This window comes from Streptomyces sp. HUAS YS2 (genome assembly GCF_033343995.1).
In the GTDB taxonomy this organism is placed as follows: Bacteria; Actinomycetota; Actinomycetes; order Streptomycetales; family Streptomycetaceae; genus Streptomyces; species Streptomyces solicathayae.
Map to the genome: position 1 here is coordinate 472,793 of NZ_CP137573.1, position 14,841 is coordinate 487,633.

11 protein-coding genes are annotated in these 14,841 nt (G+C 68.7%); 7 read left to right on the forward strand and 4 right to left on the reverse strand.

The window, feature by feature from the left end; genetic code table 11:
• Positions 1 to 18: 18 nt before the first annotated feature.
• Positions 19 to 1,542, forward strand: coding sequence for an acetaldehyde dehydrogenase ExaC (gene exaC, locus R2D22_RS02270; protein ID WP_318100701.1), 1,524 nt, complete (start codon positions 19 to 21; stop codon positions 1,540 to 1,542).
• Between the two features lie 721 nt (positions 1,543 to 2,263).
• On the opposite strand, the gene R2D22_RS02275 is transcribed toward exaC, so the two are convergent.
• Positions 2,264 to 2,635, reverse strand: a complete 372-nt coding sequence (locus tag R2D22_RS02275; RefSeq protein WP_318100703.1) for a MerR family transcriptional regulator — start codon at positions 2,633 to 2,635, stop codon at positions 2,264 to 2,266.
• 26 nt (positions 2,636 to 2,661) lie between these two features.
• On the reverse strand, positions 2,662 to 3,429 hold the full coding sequence (locus R2D22_RS02280; RefSeq protein WP_318100705.1) for an SDR family NAD(P)-dependent oxidoreductase: 768 nt from the start codon (positions 3,427 to 3,429) through the stop codon (positions 2,662 to 2,664).
• Between the two features lie 639 nt (positions 3,430 to 4,068).
• On the opposite strand from R2D22_RS02280, the gene R2D22_RS02285 reads away from it, so the two are divergent.
• Positions 4,069 to 5,793 carry an RICIN domain-containing protein gene (locus tag R2D22_RS02285; protein ID WP_318100708.1) on the forward strand — a complete coding sequence of 575 codons (1,725 nt, stop codon included), beginning with the start codon at positions 4,069 to 4,071 and terminating at the stop codon, positions 5,791 to 5,793.
• A gap of 143 nt (positions 5,794 to 5,936) precedes the next feature.
• Here R2D22_RS02285 and R2D22_RS02290 read toward each other — a convergent pair whose 3' ends face one another.
• Entirely contained in the window at positions 5,937 to 6,851 is a 915-nt protein-coding gene (locus tag R2D22_RS02290) for an oxygenase MpaB family protein (RefSeq protein WP_318100711.1), read from the reverse strand.
• Positions 6,852 to 7,009: 158 nt separating this feature from the next.
• Here R2D22_RS02290 and R2D22_RS02295 point away from each other — a divergent pair, with 158 nt between their 5' ends.
• The 4 genes from R2D22_RS02295 to R2D22_RS02310 all read left to right on the forward strand — a co-directional run bounded on the left by R2D22_RS02295 (position 7,010) and on the right by R2D22_RS02310 (position 12,970).
• Positions 7,010 to 7,429: a hypothetical protein gene (locus R2D22_RS02295; RefSeq protein ID WP_318100714.1), complete on the forward strand. Its 420-nt coding sequence runs from the start codon at positions 7,010 to 7,012 to the stop codon at positions 7,427 to 7,429.
• Positions 7,430 to 7,526: 97 nt separating this feature from the next.
• A complete protein-coding gene (locus R2D22_RS02300; protein WP_318109551.1) occupies positions 7,527 to 8,987 on the forward strand; it encodes a catalase in 1,461 nt (486 codons plus the stop codon).
• A gap of 1,053 nt (positions 8,988 to 10,040) precedes the next feature.
• A complete protein-coding gene (locus R2D22_RS02305) occupies positions 10,041 to 11,768 on the forward strand; it encodes an ATP-binding cassette domain-containing protein (RefSeq protein ID WP_411977121.1) in 1,728 nt (575 codons plus the stop codon).
• 26 nt (positions 11,769 to 11,794) lie between these two features.
• Positions 11,795 to 12,970 carry a bifunctional class I SAM-dependent methyltransferase/NUDIX hydrolase gene (locus tag R2D22_RS02310; RefSeq protein WP_318100719.1) on the forward strand — a complete coding sequence of 392 codons (1,176 nt, stop codon included), beginning with the start codon at positions 11,795 to 11,797 and terminating at the stop codon, positions 12,968 to 12,970.
• A 252-nt stretch (positions 12,971 to 13,222) separates the two neighbouring features.
• On the opposite strand, the gene R2D22_RS02315 is transcribed toward R2D22_RS02310, so the two are convergent.
• Positions 13,223 to 14,128, reverse strand: a complete 906-nt coding sequence (locus R2D22_RS02315) for a LysR family transcriptional regulator (protein WP_318109552.1) — start codon at positions 14,126 to 14,128, stop codon at positions 13,223 to 13,225.
• Positions 14,129 to 14,284: 156 nt separating this feature from the next.
• Here R2D22_RS02315 and R2D22_RS02320 point away from each other — a divergent pair, with 156 nt between their 5' ends.
• The gene (locus tag R2D22_RS02320) at positions 14,285 to 14,830 is read left to right on the forward strand and encodes a dihydrofolate reductase family protein (RefSeq protein WP_318100720.1); all 546 of its coding nucleotides are present in this window, start codon (positions 14,285 to 14,287) and stop codon (positions 14,828 to 14,830) included.
• Positions 14,831 to 14,841 lie beyond the last annotated feature (11 nt).

The following is a 14,841-nucleotide window of genomic DNA, read 5'->3' on the forward strand; positions in this document are numbered from 1 at the left end:
CCGAAGGAGGCCCCGCAGATGACCCGTTTCGCCGCACCCGGCACCGACGGCGCGCTCATGTCGTACCGGTCGCGCTACGACCACTGGATCGGCGGCGAGTACGTCGCCCCGGCCAGGGGCCAGTACTTCGAGAACCCGAGCCCGGTCGACGGCCGGCCGTTCACCGAGATCGCCCGCGGCACCGCGGAGGACGTCGAGCGCGCCCTCGACGCCGCGCACGCGGCGGCGCCGGGGTGGGGCCGCACAGCTCCGACGGAGCGCGCGAACGTCCTGCTGAAGATCGCGGACCGGATGGAGGCCCACCTGCCGGAGCTGGCTGTCGCGGAGAGCTGGGAGAACGGCAAGCCGGTGCGCGAGACGCTGGCGGCCGACATCCCGCTGGCCATCGACCACTTCCGCTACTTCGCGGGCGCGCTGCGCGGCCAGGAGGGCTCGCTCAGTGAGGTCGACGACGACACGGTGGCGTACCACTTCCACGAGCCGCTGGGCGTGGTCGCCCAGATCATCCCGTGGAACTTCCCGATCCTGATGGCGGTCTGGAAGCTGGCCCCGGCGCTGGCGGCCGGGAACGCGGTGGTCCTGAAGCCGGCCGAGCAGACCCCGGCCTCGGTGCACTACTTGATGAGCCTGATCGCGGACCTGCTGCCGCCGGGCGTGGTCAACATCGTCAACGGCTTCGGCGCGGAGGCGGGCAAGCCTCTGGCGTCGTCGCCGCGGGTCGCGAAGATCGCCTTCACGGGCGAGACCACGACGGGCCGGCTGATCATGCAGTACGCCTCCGAGAACATCAAACCGGTCACCCTGGAACTCGGCGGCAAGTCGCCGAACATCTTCTTCGACGACGTGTGGGCGGCGGACGACGACTTCCGCGACAAGGCGCTCGAGGGCTTCACGATGTTCGCCCTCAACCAGGGCGAGGTCTGCACCTGCCCGTCCAGGGCCCTGATCCAGCGCGGCCACTACAGCGAGTTCCTGGAGGCGGCGGTCGCCCGCACGGAGAAGATCCTGCCGGGCCACCCGCTGGACACCGACACGATGATCGGCGCCCAGGCGTCCAACGACCAGCTCCAGAAGATCCTCTCCTACCTGGACATCGGCCAGCAGGAGGGCGCGAAGATCCTGACGGGCGGTCAGCGCATCGAGCACGACGGCGAACTGGCCGGCGGCTACTACGTCCAGCCCACGATCTTCGAGGGCGACAACCGCATGCGGATCTTCCAGGAGGAGATCTTCGGCCCGGTCGTCGCGGTCACGTCCTTCACCGACTTCGACGACGCGATCACCACGGCCAACGACACCCTGTACGGCCTCGGCGCGGGCGTCTGGACCCGCGACATCAACACCGCCTACCGCGCAGGCCGCGCCATCCAGGCCGGCCGCGTGTGGACCAACTGCTACCACGCCTACCCGGCCCACGCCGCCTTCGGCGGCTACAAGCAGTCGGGCATCGGCCGCGAGACCCACAAGATGATGCTGGACCACTACCAGCAGACGAAGAATCTGCTGGTGTCGTACTCACCGAAGAAGCTCGGCTTCTTCTAGCGACACGAAGGAAGGCACCTGAACTGGGCTTTCGCACACCAGCAGCCCCTCGCGTGCCCCGCCCGTGAAAGGGCCGCGTTCACGTCGAAACTCCCCGGCCGGGCAGCGGAGCCGGAACGGGCGCCGGCGAGTTCGGCGTCGACCGGGATGCCGTGCGCCGGTGATCGTGAGGCAACGGCAGGGTGACGGGGGCGGGGCCTTGCCCGTGGCGGCGGCAGGACCCTGATGTCGGGTCTTCGGGGACGGTCCCTCGGAGACCCGACGCTTCCCGTTGAGCGCGAACCGGGGCAGGGAATGCCTCGGCCCTTCGCCACCGCATGGTCCCGAGTGGCGCACCTCAGGCCGGACCGGACTAGCTAGCCAGATGCGTCGTACGCGGACCCTGTCACGGGGCTGATGAACGGGAGCCCGGCGGCGAACGCCGCGGTGCGCAGGGTGGTGTCGGTGTTGACGATGCTCGCGGCGGGGCTGTCGGTCGGGTCCAGCAGCCGATGACGGTGATCGGGCAGTTCGGCAAGCGGGTCTTGAGCTGGGTGTACAGCGCGTCGGCCGCCCCGGCGATCGTGGGCCGGCTGCCGCGGTTGTCGTTGTGGCCGCCCCAGACGATAAGCCGGGCGGGGTTCCATGCGATGACGTCGGCGGCCGCGCGGGCGCCGAACGTGACGTCCGAGCCGGGGGTGATGTAGGCCTCTGGGTTCGACCGCGGTCCTGGGAGAACCAGTCAGGCCACCGGGCGGATCAGGCCGCCGGCCTTCTGCCGAAGTGCAGCTTCCAGCCGATCGCGGGTCTCGGTCTGGGCGGCGATCCGCTCGTTGAGGACTGCCAGTCGTTCCAATGCAACACGCAGACCCGTGTCCGAGGGCGATGCGGCAGCCACATCACCATCCAGGCACGGCAGGAACACACGCACGTCGTCCAAGGTGAGCCCGGCGGCCAGCAGGTAGCGGATGTTGCGGACCCGCAGCACTGACTGCTCGTCGTAGATGCGGTAGCCATTGGCGGCCCGCTCGGAGGAGATCAGGCCCGCCTGCTCGTAGTGCCGCAGCGCACGGGCGGTCGTCCCGGTCGCTTTGGCCAGCTCGCCGATCTGCATCCGTCCCACCTCCCGGGCCACTTTTATCACGCCACGACGGCTCCGCCGTCGACCGGGAGTACGACTCCGGTGACGAACGACGCCTCCGGTGCAGCAAGCTGGGTGACCGCCCAGGCCACCTCCTCGGGTCGGCCGATCCGGCCCAGCGGGGTGTGTGCCAACTGCCATTCCCGTACTGCGGCCGTTCGCTCCGGCGTCAGGCCCTGATGTTCGCCGATGGGGGTGTCGATCGCGCCGGGGGCGACAGCCACGACCCGGATCCCACGGGGTGCCAGCTCGACCGCCCAGCTGCGGGTCAGCAATTCCAGGGCGGTCTTGGTCGCGGCATAGACCGAGCTGCCCGGCCAGGCCCGCTGCCCCACCGACGTGCTGACATTGAGAATCACCCCGCCCGACGCCTCCAGGAGCGGCAGCGCTGCCTGGGCCAGCAGGATGGGGGCGATGAGGTTGGTGGCAAGCTGCGCCGCGATCATCTCCGGCGTCAGCGTGCCGAGGGTGCCGCTGCGCACGATGCCGGCGTTGTTGACCAGCACGTCCAGCCGGCCATGTGTCTCCCGTACAGCGTGGATGATTCGCTCGGGCTCGCCCCCGGCGGTGATGTCGGCGGCCAGCGGCTTGATCCGGCCGTGCCCGGCAGCGGTCTCCTTGAGCGGTTCCGTGCGCCGTCCGATCGCGACTACGTGGGCGCCCTCGGCGGCGAAGGCGCGGGCGGTGGCCCGGCCGATCCCGGTGCCCGCCCCGGTGATGGCGACGACCCTGCTGCTCTGTGGTGCGGTGCTGTTCATGCCGGTCATCGTTCAACCCTGCCGCCAGCGGCAAGGTCAAGCAGCTGTCCTCGTGCGACCAGCGGTCAACGGTCCACCGGGGACCGGCCACCAGACCCGTGTGCTGCCCTCTCTCGTCGGCGTGATCCGGGGTGTCGAAGACATCCGCTGCCGGGTCAGCGGTCTGATCAGTAGTCATGGCGGACTGACGACCGGCGCCGCCGGGCGTACTGACACTCAGTCGATCGGCGAGACCAACCACCCCATCGACCATGAACCGGGATTTCCTGTACGCGTCCCCGACGGACGTTCAGGGGATGCACGGCACAACCGTGTTCCGTACCTTCGATGTCGGCGCCCGGACAGGACGGTGCGCCACGTCGGGCCCGTCTCGCGTCCCTCGCACGTACGCGAGGCCGGTCGTGACTCTCCAACCGGCCCTCGGTGGTGGTCGCGCGGCGGAGGTCCTTGCGGTGGAGCTGCTCGTCGTCAGGCCCGGCGCCGGAGAGGTCCCCCAGCCCTCGAGGCTGGTCTGCTCGCCCTCCTGCGAAGGGCTGGAGGCTGACGTCGGCGGGCACGAGGATCCGTCCGTATCTCCGGCACCGCCGTCTTGGCCGGAGGATCCCCGAAGGGTGGCACTCGAAGCAGACATGCCAAACTGTCGGCCCTATGAATAAGATCAAACAACGTTGGCGCGTGCGCCGAGCGGCACAGGCCGTGACGGCAACTGTCGCTCTGGTGGTGGGCTTTTGCGCCGGCACAGGAGCGGTTCACGCCGAGGACGATCCGGTTCTGGCGCCCTCGTCCTCCTTCAAGCTGACCGCTGCCAAGGATCTCCGTGGGGACGTCGCCGCCGGACTCGCAGCGAACAACAACCTCGACCCGATCAATTTGTCGAGCCTGCCGCTGACAGGGACAGGGAAGGCTGGACTGTGCTATCCGGAGCCATTCCATCCGGGTGTGCATGCTGACGGTTACTGCTGGAACAACTCCGACGACAGCGGTTTGGCGACCCCGGGCGCCCCTGACCGGTGGACGCCGCAGGGTATCTCGATCCCTCACAGTGCCTCCGTCGACAATGACGGATATTGGCCTGCCACGGGTAGTGCCCGTCGGCGCTGGGAGGTGGTCTCTTGGCACAACAACAAGGACTACGCCAAGGAGCCCTGGGAGACGATCAAGTTCAGGTTCGTTGACCGTTCCCAGGCCACCCCGCGCTGGGTCGACGTTCTGCCCGTCACGGTGGACCGGTACGGCAATGTGAGCACCGTGACAGGCCACGGCGACAGTGTGGTCTGGTACGGCGACAACCTGATCATGGGAACCGGATACCGGCTCGAGGTCTACAGCCTTTCGAACCTTCAGAGGAACGACTATCCGGCGACTACACGCGACTATCAATACGTACTTCCCCTCACCCTCCAGTACTGGACGACGGCGACAGAGAGATCCTGTACACCCCTTCAAGGGCTTGAGCCTTGCCTGACCTCGCTGAGCTTCGACCGCGAAAACAGTTCCCTCGTGTCATCCGAATGGCAGCCCCGGACAGTCAACGGGGTTGTTCAAAGCCCTAAGGGGCGGATCGTGCGGTGGCCGTTCAATCAGACCACGTGGTTGCCGAAGTCTGCCAACGGATCCGAAGTCGGCGACTCCTACGCCTCAGCAGCCTGGTACTCGAATGTCCTGGGCATGCAGGGCGCCGTGTACACGGGCGGGCATTTCTACATCAGCGGCGAATGCCCCAATGGGTGGAACCTCGATAACAGCAACGGATACAGGAAGGGAGCAGCCTCCTGTATTTTCAAGGCTGCCCCGGGCACCTCTGTGTACCTCAATGCGACGGTCCTGACCATGGCACCTGACATGTCGCAGAACCTGGACTGGGACGCAAACAGAGTGCGCCTGCGGGGCATCAGCGAGGTGATCCAGGACGAGCAGGACTACCCGCAGCGGCTCGTGTTCGAACTCAATCACGTTGCCGACTATATCCCTACATTCCGCCTCAAGAATGTTCACAGCGGAAAGTGCCTGGTCCCTTACCTGAACGGCTTGAAAGACAATCTCACCGTCATGCAGGTCGACTGCAGCGGGAAGATTGCGCAAGGCTGGTACGAAGACGGGAATTCTTTCCGCAACTTCCAGAGCAAGCGATGCCTGTCCGTAAAGGATGGGAGCAGTGCAGATAATGCCGTGCTGGTGCAATTCGAATGCCGTAACTACCCGACTCAGAATTGGGGCTGGTACAGCAGTAACGTCCCAGGCGGGTTCTTGCTGAAGAACCTGGGTAGCGGCAAGTGCGCGACTCCCTATAACTCCAGCGCCTTGGACACCCACGCCGTGCAGTGGCCGTGTTACGTCGACGGCCGCAGTCACGCATGGTATCCCACCTACTAGTTGAGGTGTCATCACGCAACAATGCCCGCCACCGGAGTTCAGTGGCGGGCATTGCTGTCGTCGACCAGACCATCAACCGGATCAAACACCAACCGACCGTCGCCACCCGCTACGACAAACGCGCCTACATGGCCTCGCGGCCCTCACCGACGCGACGGTCCGCCGGGGCGCGCACGTGGGAGAGGGACCGCGTCCGGCGGGGGCGGAGCCATCACCCAGCGGATCCCCACGGTCGCCACCCGCCCTCCCACGCGCGCGGCCGCCCTCGCCGGCCCGGGGAGCGTGGGAAGACCCAGCTGACCACGCGCCCACGACGGCAGCAGTTCCACCGCACCCGCCGCGAGCAGCGCGTAGGGTGCCCGGGCCTGCCAGGGGATCGGGGGGCTCAACAGCAAGTACCGGGCGGTCTCCCGGGCTTCGCGGGTCCCGTCGAGCTCGCCTCGGTACGCTTCCATCCGCCGCGCCAGCTCGGCCAGGCTCCGGGGCGGGCGCTCCACGCCCAACTCCTCAGCGATCCGGGCTGTGTCCGCCACATAGCCGTCGTAGCCCGCGAGGTCGAGCGGGTACTTCCCGTAGCGCCGGTGAGCCCGCAGAAAACTGTCGACCTCGGCTACGTGCACCCAGCCCAGCAGATGCGGATCGGAGGCGTGGTACTCCCGCCCGTCGGGCGTGGTGCCCCGCACCCGCTCGTGGACCACACGGACGCGCTCCACCGCACGCCGTGCGTCATCGGCCGTACCGAACGTCGTGACCGCCAGAAACGTACTGGTCCGCTGCAGCCTGCCCCACGGGTCGCCCCGGAACCCCGAATGCGCCGCCACGGCCGCCATGGCCAGCGGGTGCAGCGACTGCAGCAGCAGCGCCGCCAGCCCCCCGGTGAACATCGCGGCGTCGCCGTGGACCGTGCGGATCGGACGGTCGGGGCCGAACCACCGCGGTCCGGGCGTCTCGTGGATACGGGCGCGCGTCTTCTCGCCCGAAGGACCGGCGACGCGCCGGAAGAGCTCGCTGCCGAGCCGTTCCCTCAGGTCGTCCACGGTGGGAGGCGGCCATCCCATGCGGCCAGTATGCGCCCACGCCAGTGGGACGCGCCGGGCACGACCAACACCGCTACAGGAAGTCAGCGACCGTGAACAATCCGCACTACGCGAAGCGATCACTCAGCGTGCCGAAATTCCATGTCGGCTCCGACACCCGTGCACGTAGCCTCGACGGCGTGCTCCAACTCGCCCTTGCCGCATCCGCGTTCACCGTGGCCACCGCCGTGTACGGGGCCATCGGCCTCCACTGGCGACGCCGTGCCCGGATCCGGCGCGAGATCCTCGGACTGGTCGGCGCCCTCGACCTCGAGCCGTACCACGCCGCCGCGATGGAGTCGCGGGCGACCGAGGCGGCCGCCGCCGAGCTGTTGCTCGGCGGGTACCTCGACATCGACGGGGAAGGGGCGGCGCTCCTGGCCGAGGCGGGCCGCGACCCCGGGCCGGACGCCCGCCCATCCGCTGCCCGCCGCCCTGCTCGAGGCCGTGCGTCGGCCGGATCTGCACCCCCGATGAGGATCTGTGGAACCTGCTACGCGAACGCGGCTGGACGATCAGCGCGGCCGGCGGCGCGGGGACGGTGCACTCGGGACAAGTGAGCACCGCCAACATAGCGGGCGGCAGCTGCGGCTCAGGTAGCGGCTCTCACCGCCTCGGCAGAAGGTGGGCGTGCGCGACTACGAAAGGCAGACCGCGATGACCGAGAGCCGACCCGCGACGACGACCGACTCCGGCGCCCCGGTGGAGAGCGACGAGCACTCGCTCACCGTGGGTCCCGGCGGCCCGATCCTTCTCCAGGACGCCTACCTGATCGAGCAAATGGCTCAGTTCAATCGGGAACGGATCCCGGAACGCCAGCCGCACGCCAAGGGCAGCGGCGCCTTCGGCCGCTTCGAGGTCACCCACGACGTCAGCCGCTACACGAAGGCCGCACTGTTCCAGCCTGGAACCCGCACCGATCTCGTCGTCCGCTTCTCGACGGTGGCCGGCGAGCGCGGCAGCCCGGACACCTGGCGCGACCCCCGCGGCTTCGCGGTGAAGTTCTACACCTCCGAAGGCAACTACGACATGGTCGGCAACAACACGCCGGTCTTCTTCGTCAAGGACCCGATGAAGTTTCAGCACTTCATCCGCTCCCAGAAGCGCCGCGCCGACAGCAACCTGCGCGACCACGACATGCAGTGGGACTTCTGGACCCTCTCCCCCGAGTCCGCGCACCAGGTGACCTGGCTGATGGGCGACCGCGGCATCCCCCGGTCCTGGCGCCACATGAACGGCTACACCTCCCACACGTACATGTGGATCAACGCGTCCGGCGAGCGGTCCTGGGTGAAGTACCACTTCAAGACCGACCAGGGCATCGAGTTCCTCACCCAGGCCGAGGCCGACCGGCTGGCGGGCGTGGACCCGGATTACCACATGCGGGACCTCTTCGAGCACATCCGGGACGGGGACTTCCCCTCGTGGACGCTGCAGGTGCAGGTGATGCCGTACGAGGACGCCGCGGCGTACCGGTTCAACCCGTTCGACCTCACCAAGGTCTGGCCGCACGGCGACTACCCGCTCATCCCGGTGGGCCGCATGACGCTGGACCGCAACCCCACCGACAACCACGCCGAGATCGAGCAGGCCGCCTTCCAGCCGAACAACTTCGTCCCCGGCATCGGGCCGAGCCCGGACCGGATGCTGCTGGCCCGGCTCTTCTCGTACGCGGACGCCCACCGGGCCCGTATCGGCGCCAACTACCAGCAGCTTCCGGTGAACGCGCCCGTCGTCGACGTCCACACGTACTCCAAGGACGGGGCGATGGCGTACCGGAAGACCTCCGACCCGGTCTACGCGCCGAACTCCAAGGGCGGACCCGCCGCGGACACCGAGCGGTACGGGAGCCCCCCGAGATGGACCGCTGACGGCGAGATCACCCGGACGGCCTACGTCTCCCATCCGGAGGACGACGACTGGGGGCAGCCCGGCACCCTCGTACGTGAGGTCCTGGACGACGCGGCCCGCGACCGCCTCGTGGACAACGTCGTCGGCCACCTCCTCGACGGCGTGAGCGAGCCGGTCCTGCAGCGTGCCCTCACGTACTGGACGAACATCGACGCCGCCCTCGGCAAGCGCATCACCGAGGGCGTCCGTGCCCAGCAGGGCTCGTAGGACCGTCCAGGAGGTATCCGCCGGCCCGGGCGACGGTGTTCGGGCCGGCGGCGCGTGGCGGCCCGGCGGCTCCTTGGCTCACGTCGGTGGCTGGAACTGCAATGCCTCGGGCACCTGAAGACTGCTCAGAATCGCTTGCCTGGTGAGCCGGAGAAGTGGACCAGGGTCGGCCTGCTGTGCGGCCAGGCTGACGCCTGAGCAGAAGATGCGTGTGGCCCCGGACGGCCAGCTCGCCGATCTCGCGGGCGATGGCGTCCAGGACGGTCTGAGGGTCGAAGCGGGGGATCATGACGAGCGAGGCGCCGCTGCGGACAGCCGTGCTCATGGTGCAGATCTGCCCTGCCCGCGCGGACACCGGCCGAGTTACCTGCGTCAGCTCGGCCTCTACGGCTTCACCGGAACGGCGCTCAACCTGTTCCGGCGCCTCCCGCAGGGCCCGCTGGAGCGTACCGAGGGTGTGGAGATGCTGCGCTTCGTCGCACACGGCCACGGCGTTCGGATGCTCGGGGTTCCTGAACGAATCGATAGCGGTCGATGCGCCGGAGGACCTGGCGAGAGCCGGCATGCTCCTTCGTTCCAAAGCCTCTCCGATGACCACGCAGGCCCCCGAAGTTCCGTGAAGCCGACCGGGGGAACGACGTTACCCCGCCGCCGCACCGGGTCCCGAAAACCCATGCGCCGCAGGCGTATCGAGGCTCGGCGTGTCAGCCACCGGCCGGTCGATGGGCGTCCGGGCCGAACAAGGGTCCGTGGGCTCTACATGCGACGCCGGGCCCGCCATCTCGGGGTTTCGGCATCGGCTCAAACACGTGTGTTCGATATCGGGGTCCACGTCGTTGACCTCGGTGTCATCACGCATGGCACGCAGTTCAGTGAGGGAGGACGCAGTTGAGCACAGCGGGCACACGCGAGTCCAAGCAGAACGGCACGGTTCCTCCTCCGCCGCCGGCGGAGATCCAGTACACGGGCGAATACTCCGTCAACCCCCTCGGTGAAGCGTCCTTGCGCAGGCTCTGCGCACAGGTCCCGAAGGTGCTGCAGCGCATCATCGTCATGTCGTGGCGTATCGACCGACGGGCGGTGCTGTTCCTTTTGGCCTGTCCCGTGGTCACCGGTGCCGCGGCGGCGGTGCTCCTGGCGGCGACGGCCCGCGCGATGCGCCCGCTTTTCGGTACGGGAGCCGTCGCCGACCGGCTGCACGAGGCCCTGCCGGCGCTGGTCGTTGTCGGTGTCGCTGCCGCGGTGACCCGCGTGGCGACCATCGTGGCCACGTACGCGGAGCGCCGCATCACCCCCCGGCTCACCACCGAGACGGACACCGCTCTGGTGGCAGCGGTCTGCAGGGTCGAGGCATCGGCGTACGCGGTCGATGGCTTCTCCGACCGGCAGGAGGCCGCGGAGATGGGCGTGATCCGGACCCATGTGATGGTCGCCGACGCCCAGCGGTTCCTCTCGGCACTGGTCAGGATGGTCACGGCCGCGGGAGCACTCAGCGTGCTCAACCCGCTGATGCTGCCACTGCTCCTGCTCGCCGTGCTCCCGGCGGGCGTCGGCGCGGTGCTCACCGCGCGCGTCGACTACGAGATCCACTACGCGAACATCGCCGACCGCAACGTCCGCGGCATGATGCGCTGGTGGTCCACGTCGTCGAAGTACGGTGACGAGGTCCGCGCGAACTCGATGACGGACTACCTGCTGTTCTGGTACCGCTCCCTGTCCGACCGGTGCGACCGGCGGAACCTCGCCGCAGCTCCGCGCACGCTACGGATCCAACTCCTCTCCTCCTTCGTCGCCGGCATCTTCCTCGTCGCGACCTGGGGAGGACTCGCCTGGCTCGCCACCACCGGCCGTATCGCGCTCGCGCTCGCCGCGACGGCCGTCGTCGCTGTGCAGACCACCCTCGCCGCCCTCTCCCAGGTGATCGTCAACGGCGCGGCCCTGTTCCACACCAGCCTCTACCTGTCCGACATGCAGGCGTTCCTGGACGACGCGGAGGCGCGAGCGCCCAAGCGCGGGCCGCTGGCGATCGCCGCACCCGTGGAGGTGATCCGGCTCGAGGAGGCCGTCTACCAGTACCCGGGAAAGGACGCACCGGCCGTCGACAGCGTCTCCCTCACCCTGCGCCGCGGTGAGATTCTGGCGATCGTCGGCGTCAACGGCTCCGGCAAGTCGACCCTCACCCGCCTCATCACCGGGATCTATCTCGCCGACAAGGGCCGCGTCACCTGGAACGGCAGCGACCTCGCCGAGACCGACCCGGCCACCGTCTGGCAGCAGACCGGACTGGTCCCCCAGATCTTCGCCCAATGGCCCCTGCGCGTCCGCGAGAACGTGACCCTCGGGCAGCCTCGCACCCAGGACGACGGCCCGGTGTGGGACGCCGTCGACGCCGTCGGCATGCGCGAGGCCGTCGAGGACCTCCCCGCCGGACTCGACTCCCTCCTCGCCCGCGAGATCTTCGGCGGCGCGGAACTGTCCGGCGGACAGTGGCAGCGCCTCGCCTGCTCACGAGTCCTCTACCGCCGCCCGTCCCTGCTGATCCTGGACGAGCCCACCTCCCAGATGGACCCGCGCGGCGAGCACCAGGTCTTCGAACAGATCAAAACCATCGCCGCCGACCGCATCACCATCGTGGTCACCCACCGCCTGGAGAACACCAAGATCGCCGACCACATCATCGTGATGGAGCACGGCCAGATCACCGAACAGGGCTGCTACGACGACCTCGTTCACGCCGGCGGAACCTTCGCCGAGCTGCTGGAACTCTCCCAGGACCGCTGACCGCCCCACTACTGCTGGAGCAACCGATGCCGAACTTCGCGACACAGAATCTGGACACCTGGACCACGTACGGCGCCCACCAACTCGCCAGGAACATCGCCCTGCCCGAACTCGACGGGTGGGCCTGGGACATCCCGGGTGCCGGCCCCGGCGTCGAGGTCCTCGGCGACGTGAAGGGGCTGCGCGTGCTCGACCTCGGCAGCGGACTCGGCCGGCACGCCGCCCGCATAGCCGCCCTGGGCGCGACCGTCACCGCCGTGGACTCCTCCCCCACCCAGCACCAGCGTGCCGCCACCCGCTACCCCGACACACCCGGCCTCCACCTCGTCTGCGCCGACGCCGTCGCCCACCTGCGCGACACCCAACCGTACGACCTCATCTACTCGGTCAGCGGCGTGCCCTTCACGGACCCGCGCCGGCTCCTGCCCGCACTGGCCAACGGACTCCGGCCCGGCGGGCGCTTCGTTTTCAGCGCGCTGCACACCAACTCCCACGGGGCCGGTCCCTCGGCCTCCGTGGTCGCACGGCAGGAGGTTCTGCGGCTCCCCAGAACCACCGAGGACCACTCCGTGCACATGTGGGTCCTCGCGCCGCAGCTGTGGGAGGACCTCCTCGTCGAGCACGGCCTCATCCTGGACTCGGTCACGGCGATCGACGCCCCGCAGCCGGACACCCCTGTCTCGTACCGGCTGTACATGGCCCGCCGACCGGAGCGGGTCCCGAGCCGTCCCCGTACGACAGCACCTCCGCCGCCGAACACGGCCCTCGGGGTCGGCGTGATCGTTCACGGCCCGGACGGTGTTCTCCTGGGCCGCCACCGACGCGGCACCTACGAGCTGGCCGGCGGATCCGTGGAGCCCGGCGAGACGTTCGCCGAGGCCGCGGTGCGAGAACTCGCCGAGGAAGCCGGCCTCCAGGCGGACCCAGGCGACGTGCAGGTGCTCGGCACGCTCCTCGACCGCGTGGGCGACGTGGTCCGGCTGACGGTTCCCGTCCTGGTCACCACCTGGAGCGGCGTCCCGCACGAGCGGGAGGAGGCCATCGGAGCCTGGCGGTTCTGGCCCCTGGACGCGCTTCCGCAGCCGCTGTTCGTGCCCAGCAGCCAGTGCTTGACGGCCTGGAATCCGGCTCTTCCGCTCGATCACCCCACCGCCTTGTTCCAGCCCTACCGCAGCGCCGGGCGTGCTTCCTCCACCGGCTAAGGATGCGCCGACTGCTGCGGAAAACCGGCAGCGAGTCGATCACGTGCTACCTGATCGGCATCAGCGTCGACCGAGACCCGGGCGCGGCAGTGGAGTGACGCTCCAAGGTCTGGTCGGACATCGCCAACGGCTCTCCACGTGTCAGACCTGATCGGCCCGCTCGTGAAGCGTCGCGAACCCCGGCACCCGGCGAACACGCCGGGGTGGCGGAACTCTGGTCGCCGTCGGCACGCGGCCCGGCCGAGGGAGCGGTCAGCGGACGGGGGTGGCGAGCTCGTGCACGATGTCGAGGTAGGCCGAGGCGACTGGGCTCAGGCCGGTGCGCGGCCACAGGAAGCCGTAGTCGATCGGTGGGGCGTCGCGCAGCGGGACGAAGGACAGGCCCGGGCGGGAGTGGAAGTCCTTGGCGCGCAGCGCCACCGTGCTGACGCCGACCCCCATGCTGACGTGGACCAGCACCTCGGGCCAGAACTGGGTCGCCGGCCCCTGCGTGATCGGCCGGCCCGACGGGGTTCTTCGCGGGAAGTAGTGGTCCATCCAGTACTCGGGGACGTGTTCCGAGGCGATCGTGACCAGCGTTGCGTCGCCGAGGTCTTCCAGCGAGACGGCCTCCATGCCGGCGAAGGGGTGGTCCACGGGCACCAGCAGCCCGCGCGGCTCGGCGAACATCAGCGGCCCCTGGACGATGTCGGGCTCGTCGATGGGGAACTCGGTGAGCTGCAGGTCCACCTCGTTGGCCCGCATGCGGCCGAGCGGGTCGACGAGCTGGATCTCCTCGATCTCCACCACGCTGTCCGGATGGCGCGCGCGGAACAGGTCGGCGGCCTTGACGACCAGGTTGCCGCACCACGGCGCGGTAAAGCCGACACGTACCACGCCCTTGATGCGCACACCGCGCGTCGTCGCGATCGCCTGCGCCAGCCCGGCGGCGATCTGGTCGTACGCGGGGCGCAGGTCGTCGCGCAGCTGCTTGCCCAGCGCGGTCAGCGTCACCTTGCGGCTGTTGCGTTCGAACAGCGGTCCGCCGACGCGGCGTTCGAGCCTGCGGATGATCTGGCTGATCCGCCCGGTCGTGACGTGCAGGCGCTTGGCGGTGCGCCCGAAGTGCAGCTCCTCGGCGAGTGTGAGAAACGCTTCGAGCTCCAGCTTTTCCAGCATGCCCACCCTTTGATCGTTTAGCCGCGCTCAACCGAGCGTGGTGCGGTTGTGTCTTGTTGCACCGCTTGCGGATCTTGCACGCTGAAGAGGTCGCGTCCGACGGCCACCCGGGACCTCGGAGCGGATTCCCCCATGCTGCGAAACGGAGACTTCCGCATGAGCAAGGTTGTTGTGGTCACGTACATCACAATGGACGGCGTAGTCGAGGACCCCGCCTGGACCGGCCCGTTCTGGAACGACGAGCACGCCAAGTATCAGAACGGCCAACTGCGCGCGAGCCGCGCCTTGCTGTTGGGGCGAGCGACCTACGAGAGCTTCGCCGAGGCGTGGGCTCCGCGTGACGAGTCGGACGAGTTCACCGCGCGGATGAACAGCATCCCCAAGTACGTCGCCACCACCACGCTGCAGACGGCGACCTGGAACGCGGCGATCATCGACGGAGACGTCATCGAACAGGTGGCCAAGCTCAAGGCCGAGCCGGGTGCTGACCTGTTGGTCTACGGCAGCGTCACGCTCGTCAACAAGCTCATCGAGCACGACATGGTCGACGAGCTCAAGTTGTTCCTCCACCCTGTGACCCTCGGCAGCGGCAAGCGCCTGTTCGCGGACGGCCTCACCCCGAAGACCTGGACGCTCGCGGGCACCCAGTCCTTCAGCTCGGGGGCGCTCGTCCTCGACTACCGCCCGGCACCGCCGGCCTGACACACCCGCCT

What these genes read in the sequence shown, in the direction of transcription:
- R2D22_RS02285 (WP_318100708.1), top strand. Translation starts at nt 4,069, where the DNA reads ATGAATAAGATCAAACAACGTTGGCGCGTGCGCCGAGCGGCACAGGCC.
- exaC (WP_318100701.1), top strand. Translation starts at nt 19, where the DNA reads ATGACCCGTTTCGCCGCACCCGGCACCGACGGCGCGCTCATGTCGTAC.
- R2D22_RS02315 (WP_318109552.1), bottom strand. Translation starts at nt 14,128, where the DNA reads ATGCTGGAAAAGCTGGAGCTCGAAGCGTTTCTCACACTCGCCGAGGAG.
- R2D22_RS02275 (WP_318100703.1), bottom strand. Translation starts at nt 2,635, where the DNA reads ATGCAGATCGGCGAGCTGGCCAAAGCGACCGGGACGACCGCCCGTGCG.
- R2D22_RS02320 (WP_318100720.1), top strand. Translation starts at nt 14,285, where the DNA reads ATGAGCAAGGTTGTTGTGGTCACGTACATCACAATGGACGGCGTAGTC.
- R2D22_RS02310 (WP_318100719.1), top strand. Translation starts at nt 11,795, where the DNA reads ATGCCGAACTTCGCGACACAGAATCTGGACACCTGGACCACGTACGGC.
- R2D22_RS02300 (WP_318109551.1), top strand. Translation starts at nt 7,527, where the DNA reads ATGACCGAGAGCCGACCCGCGACGACGACCGACTCCGGCGCCCCGGTG.
- R2D22_RS02290 (WP_318100711.1), bottom strand. Translation starts at nt 6,851, where the DNA reads ATGGGATGGCCGCCTCCCACCGTGGACGACCTGAGGGAACGGCTCGGC.
- R2D22_RS02280 (WP_318100705.1), bottom strand. Translation starts at nt 3,429, where the DNA reads ATGACCGGCATGAACAGCACCGCACCACAGAGCAGCAGGGTCGTCGCC.
- R2D22_RS02305 (WP_411977121.1), top strand. Translation starts at nt 10,041, where the DNA reads ATGTCGTGGCGTATCGACCGACGGGCGGTGCTGTTCCTTTTGGCCTGT.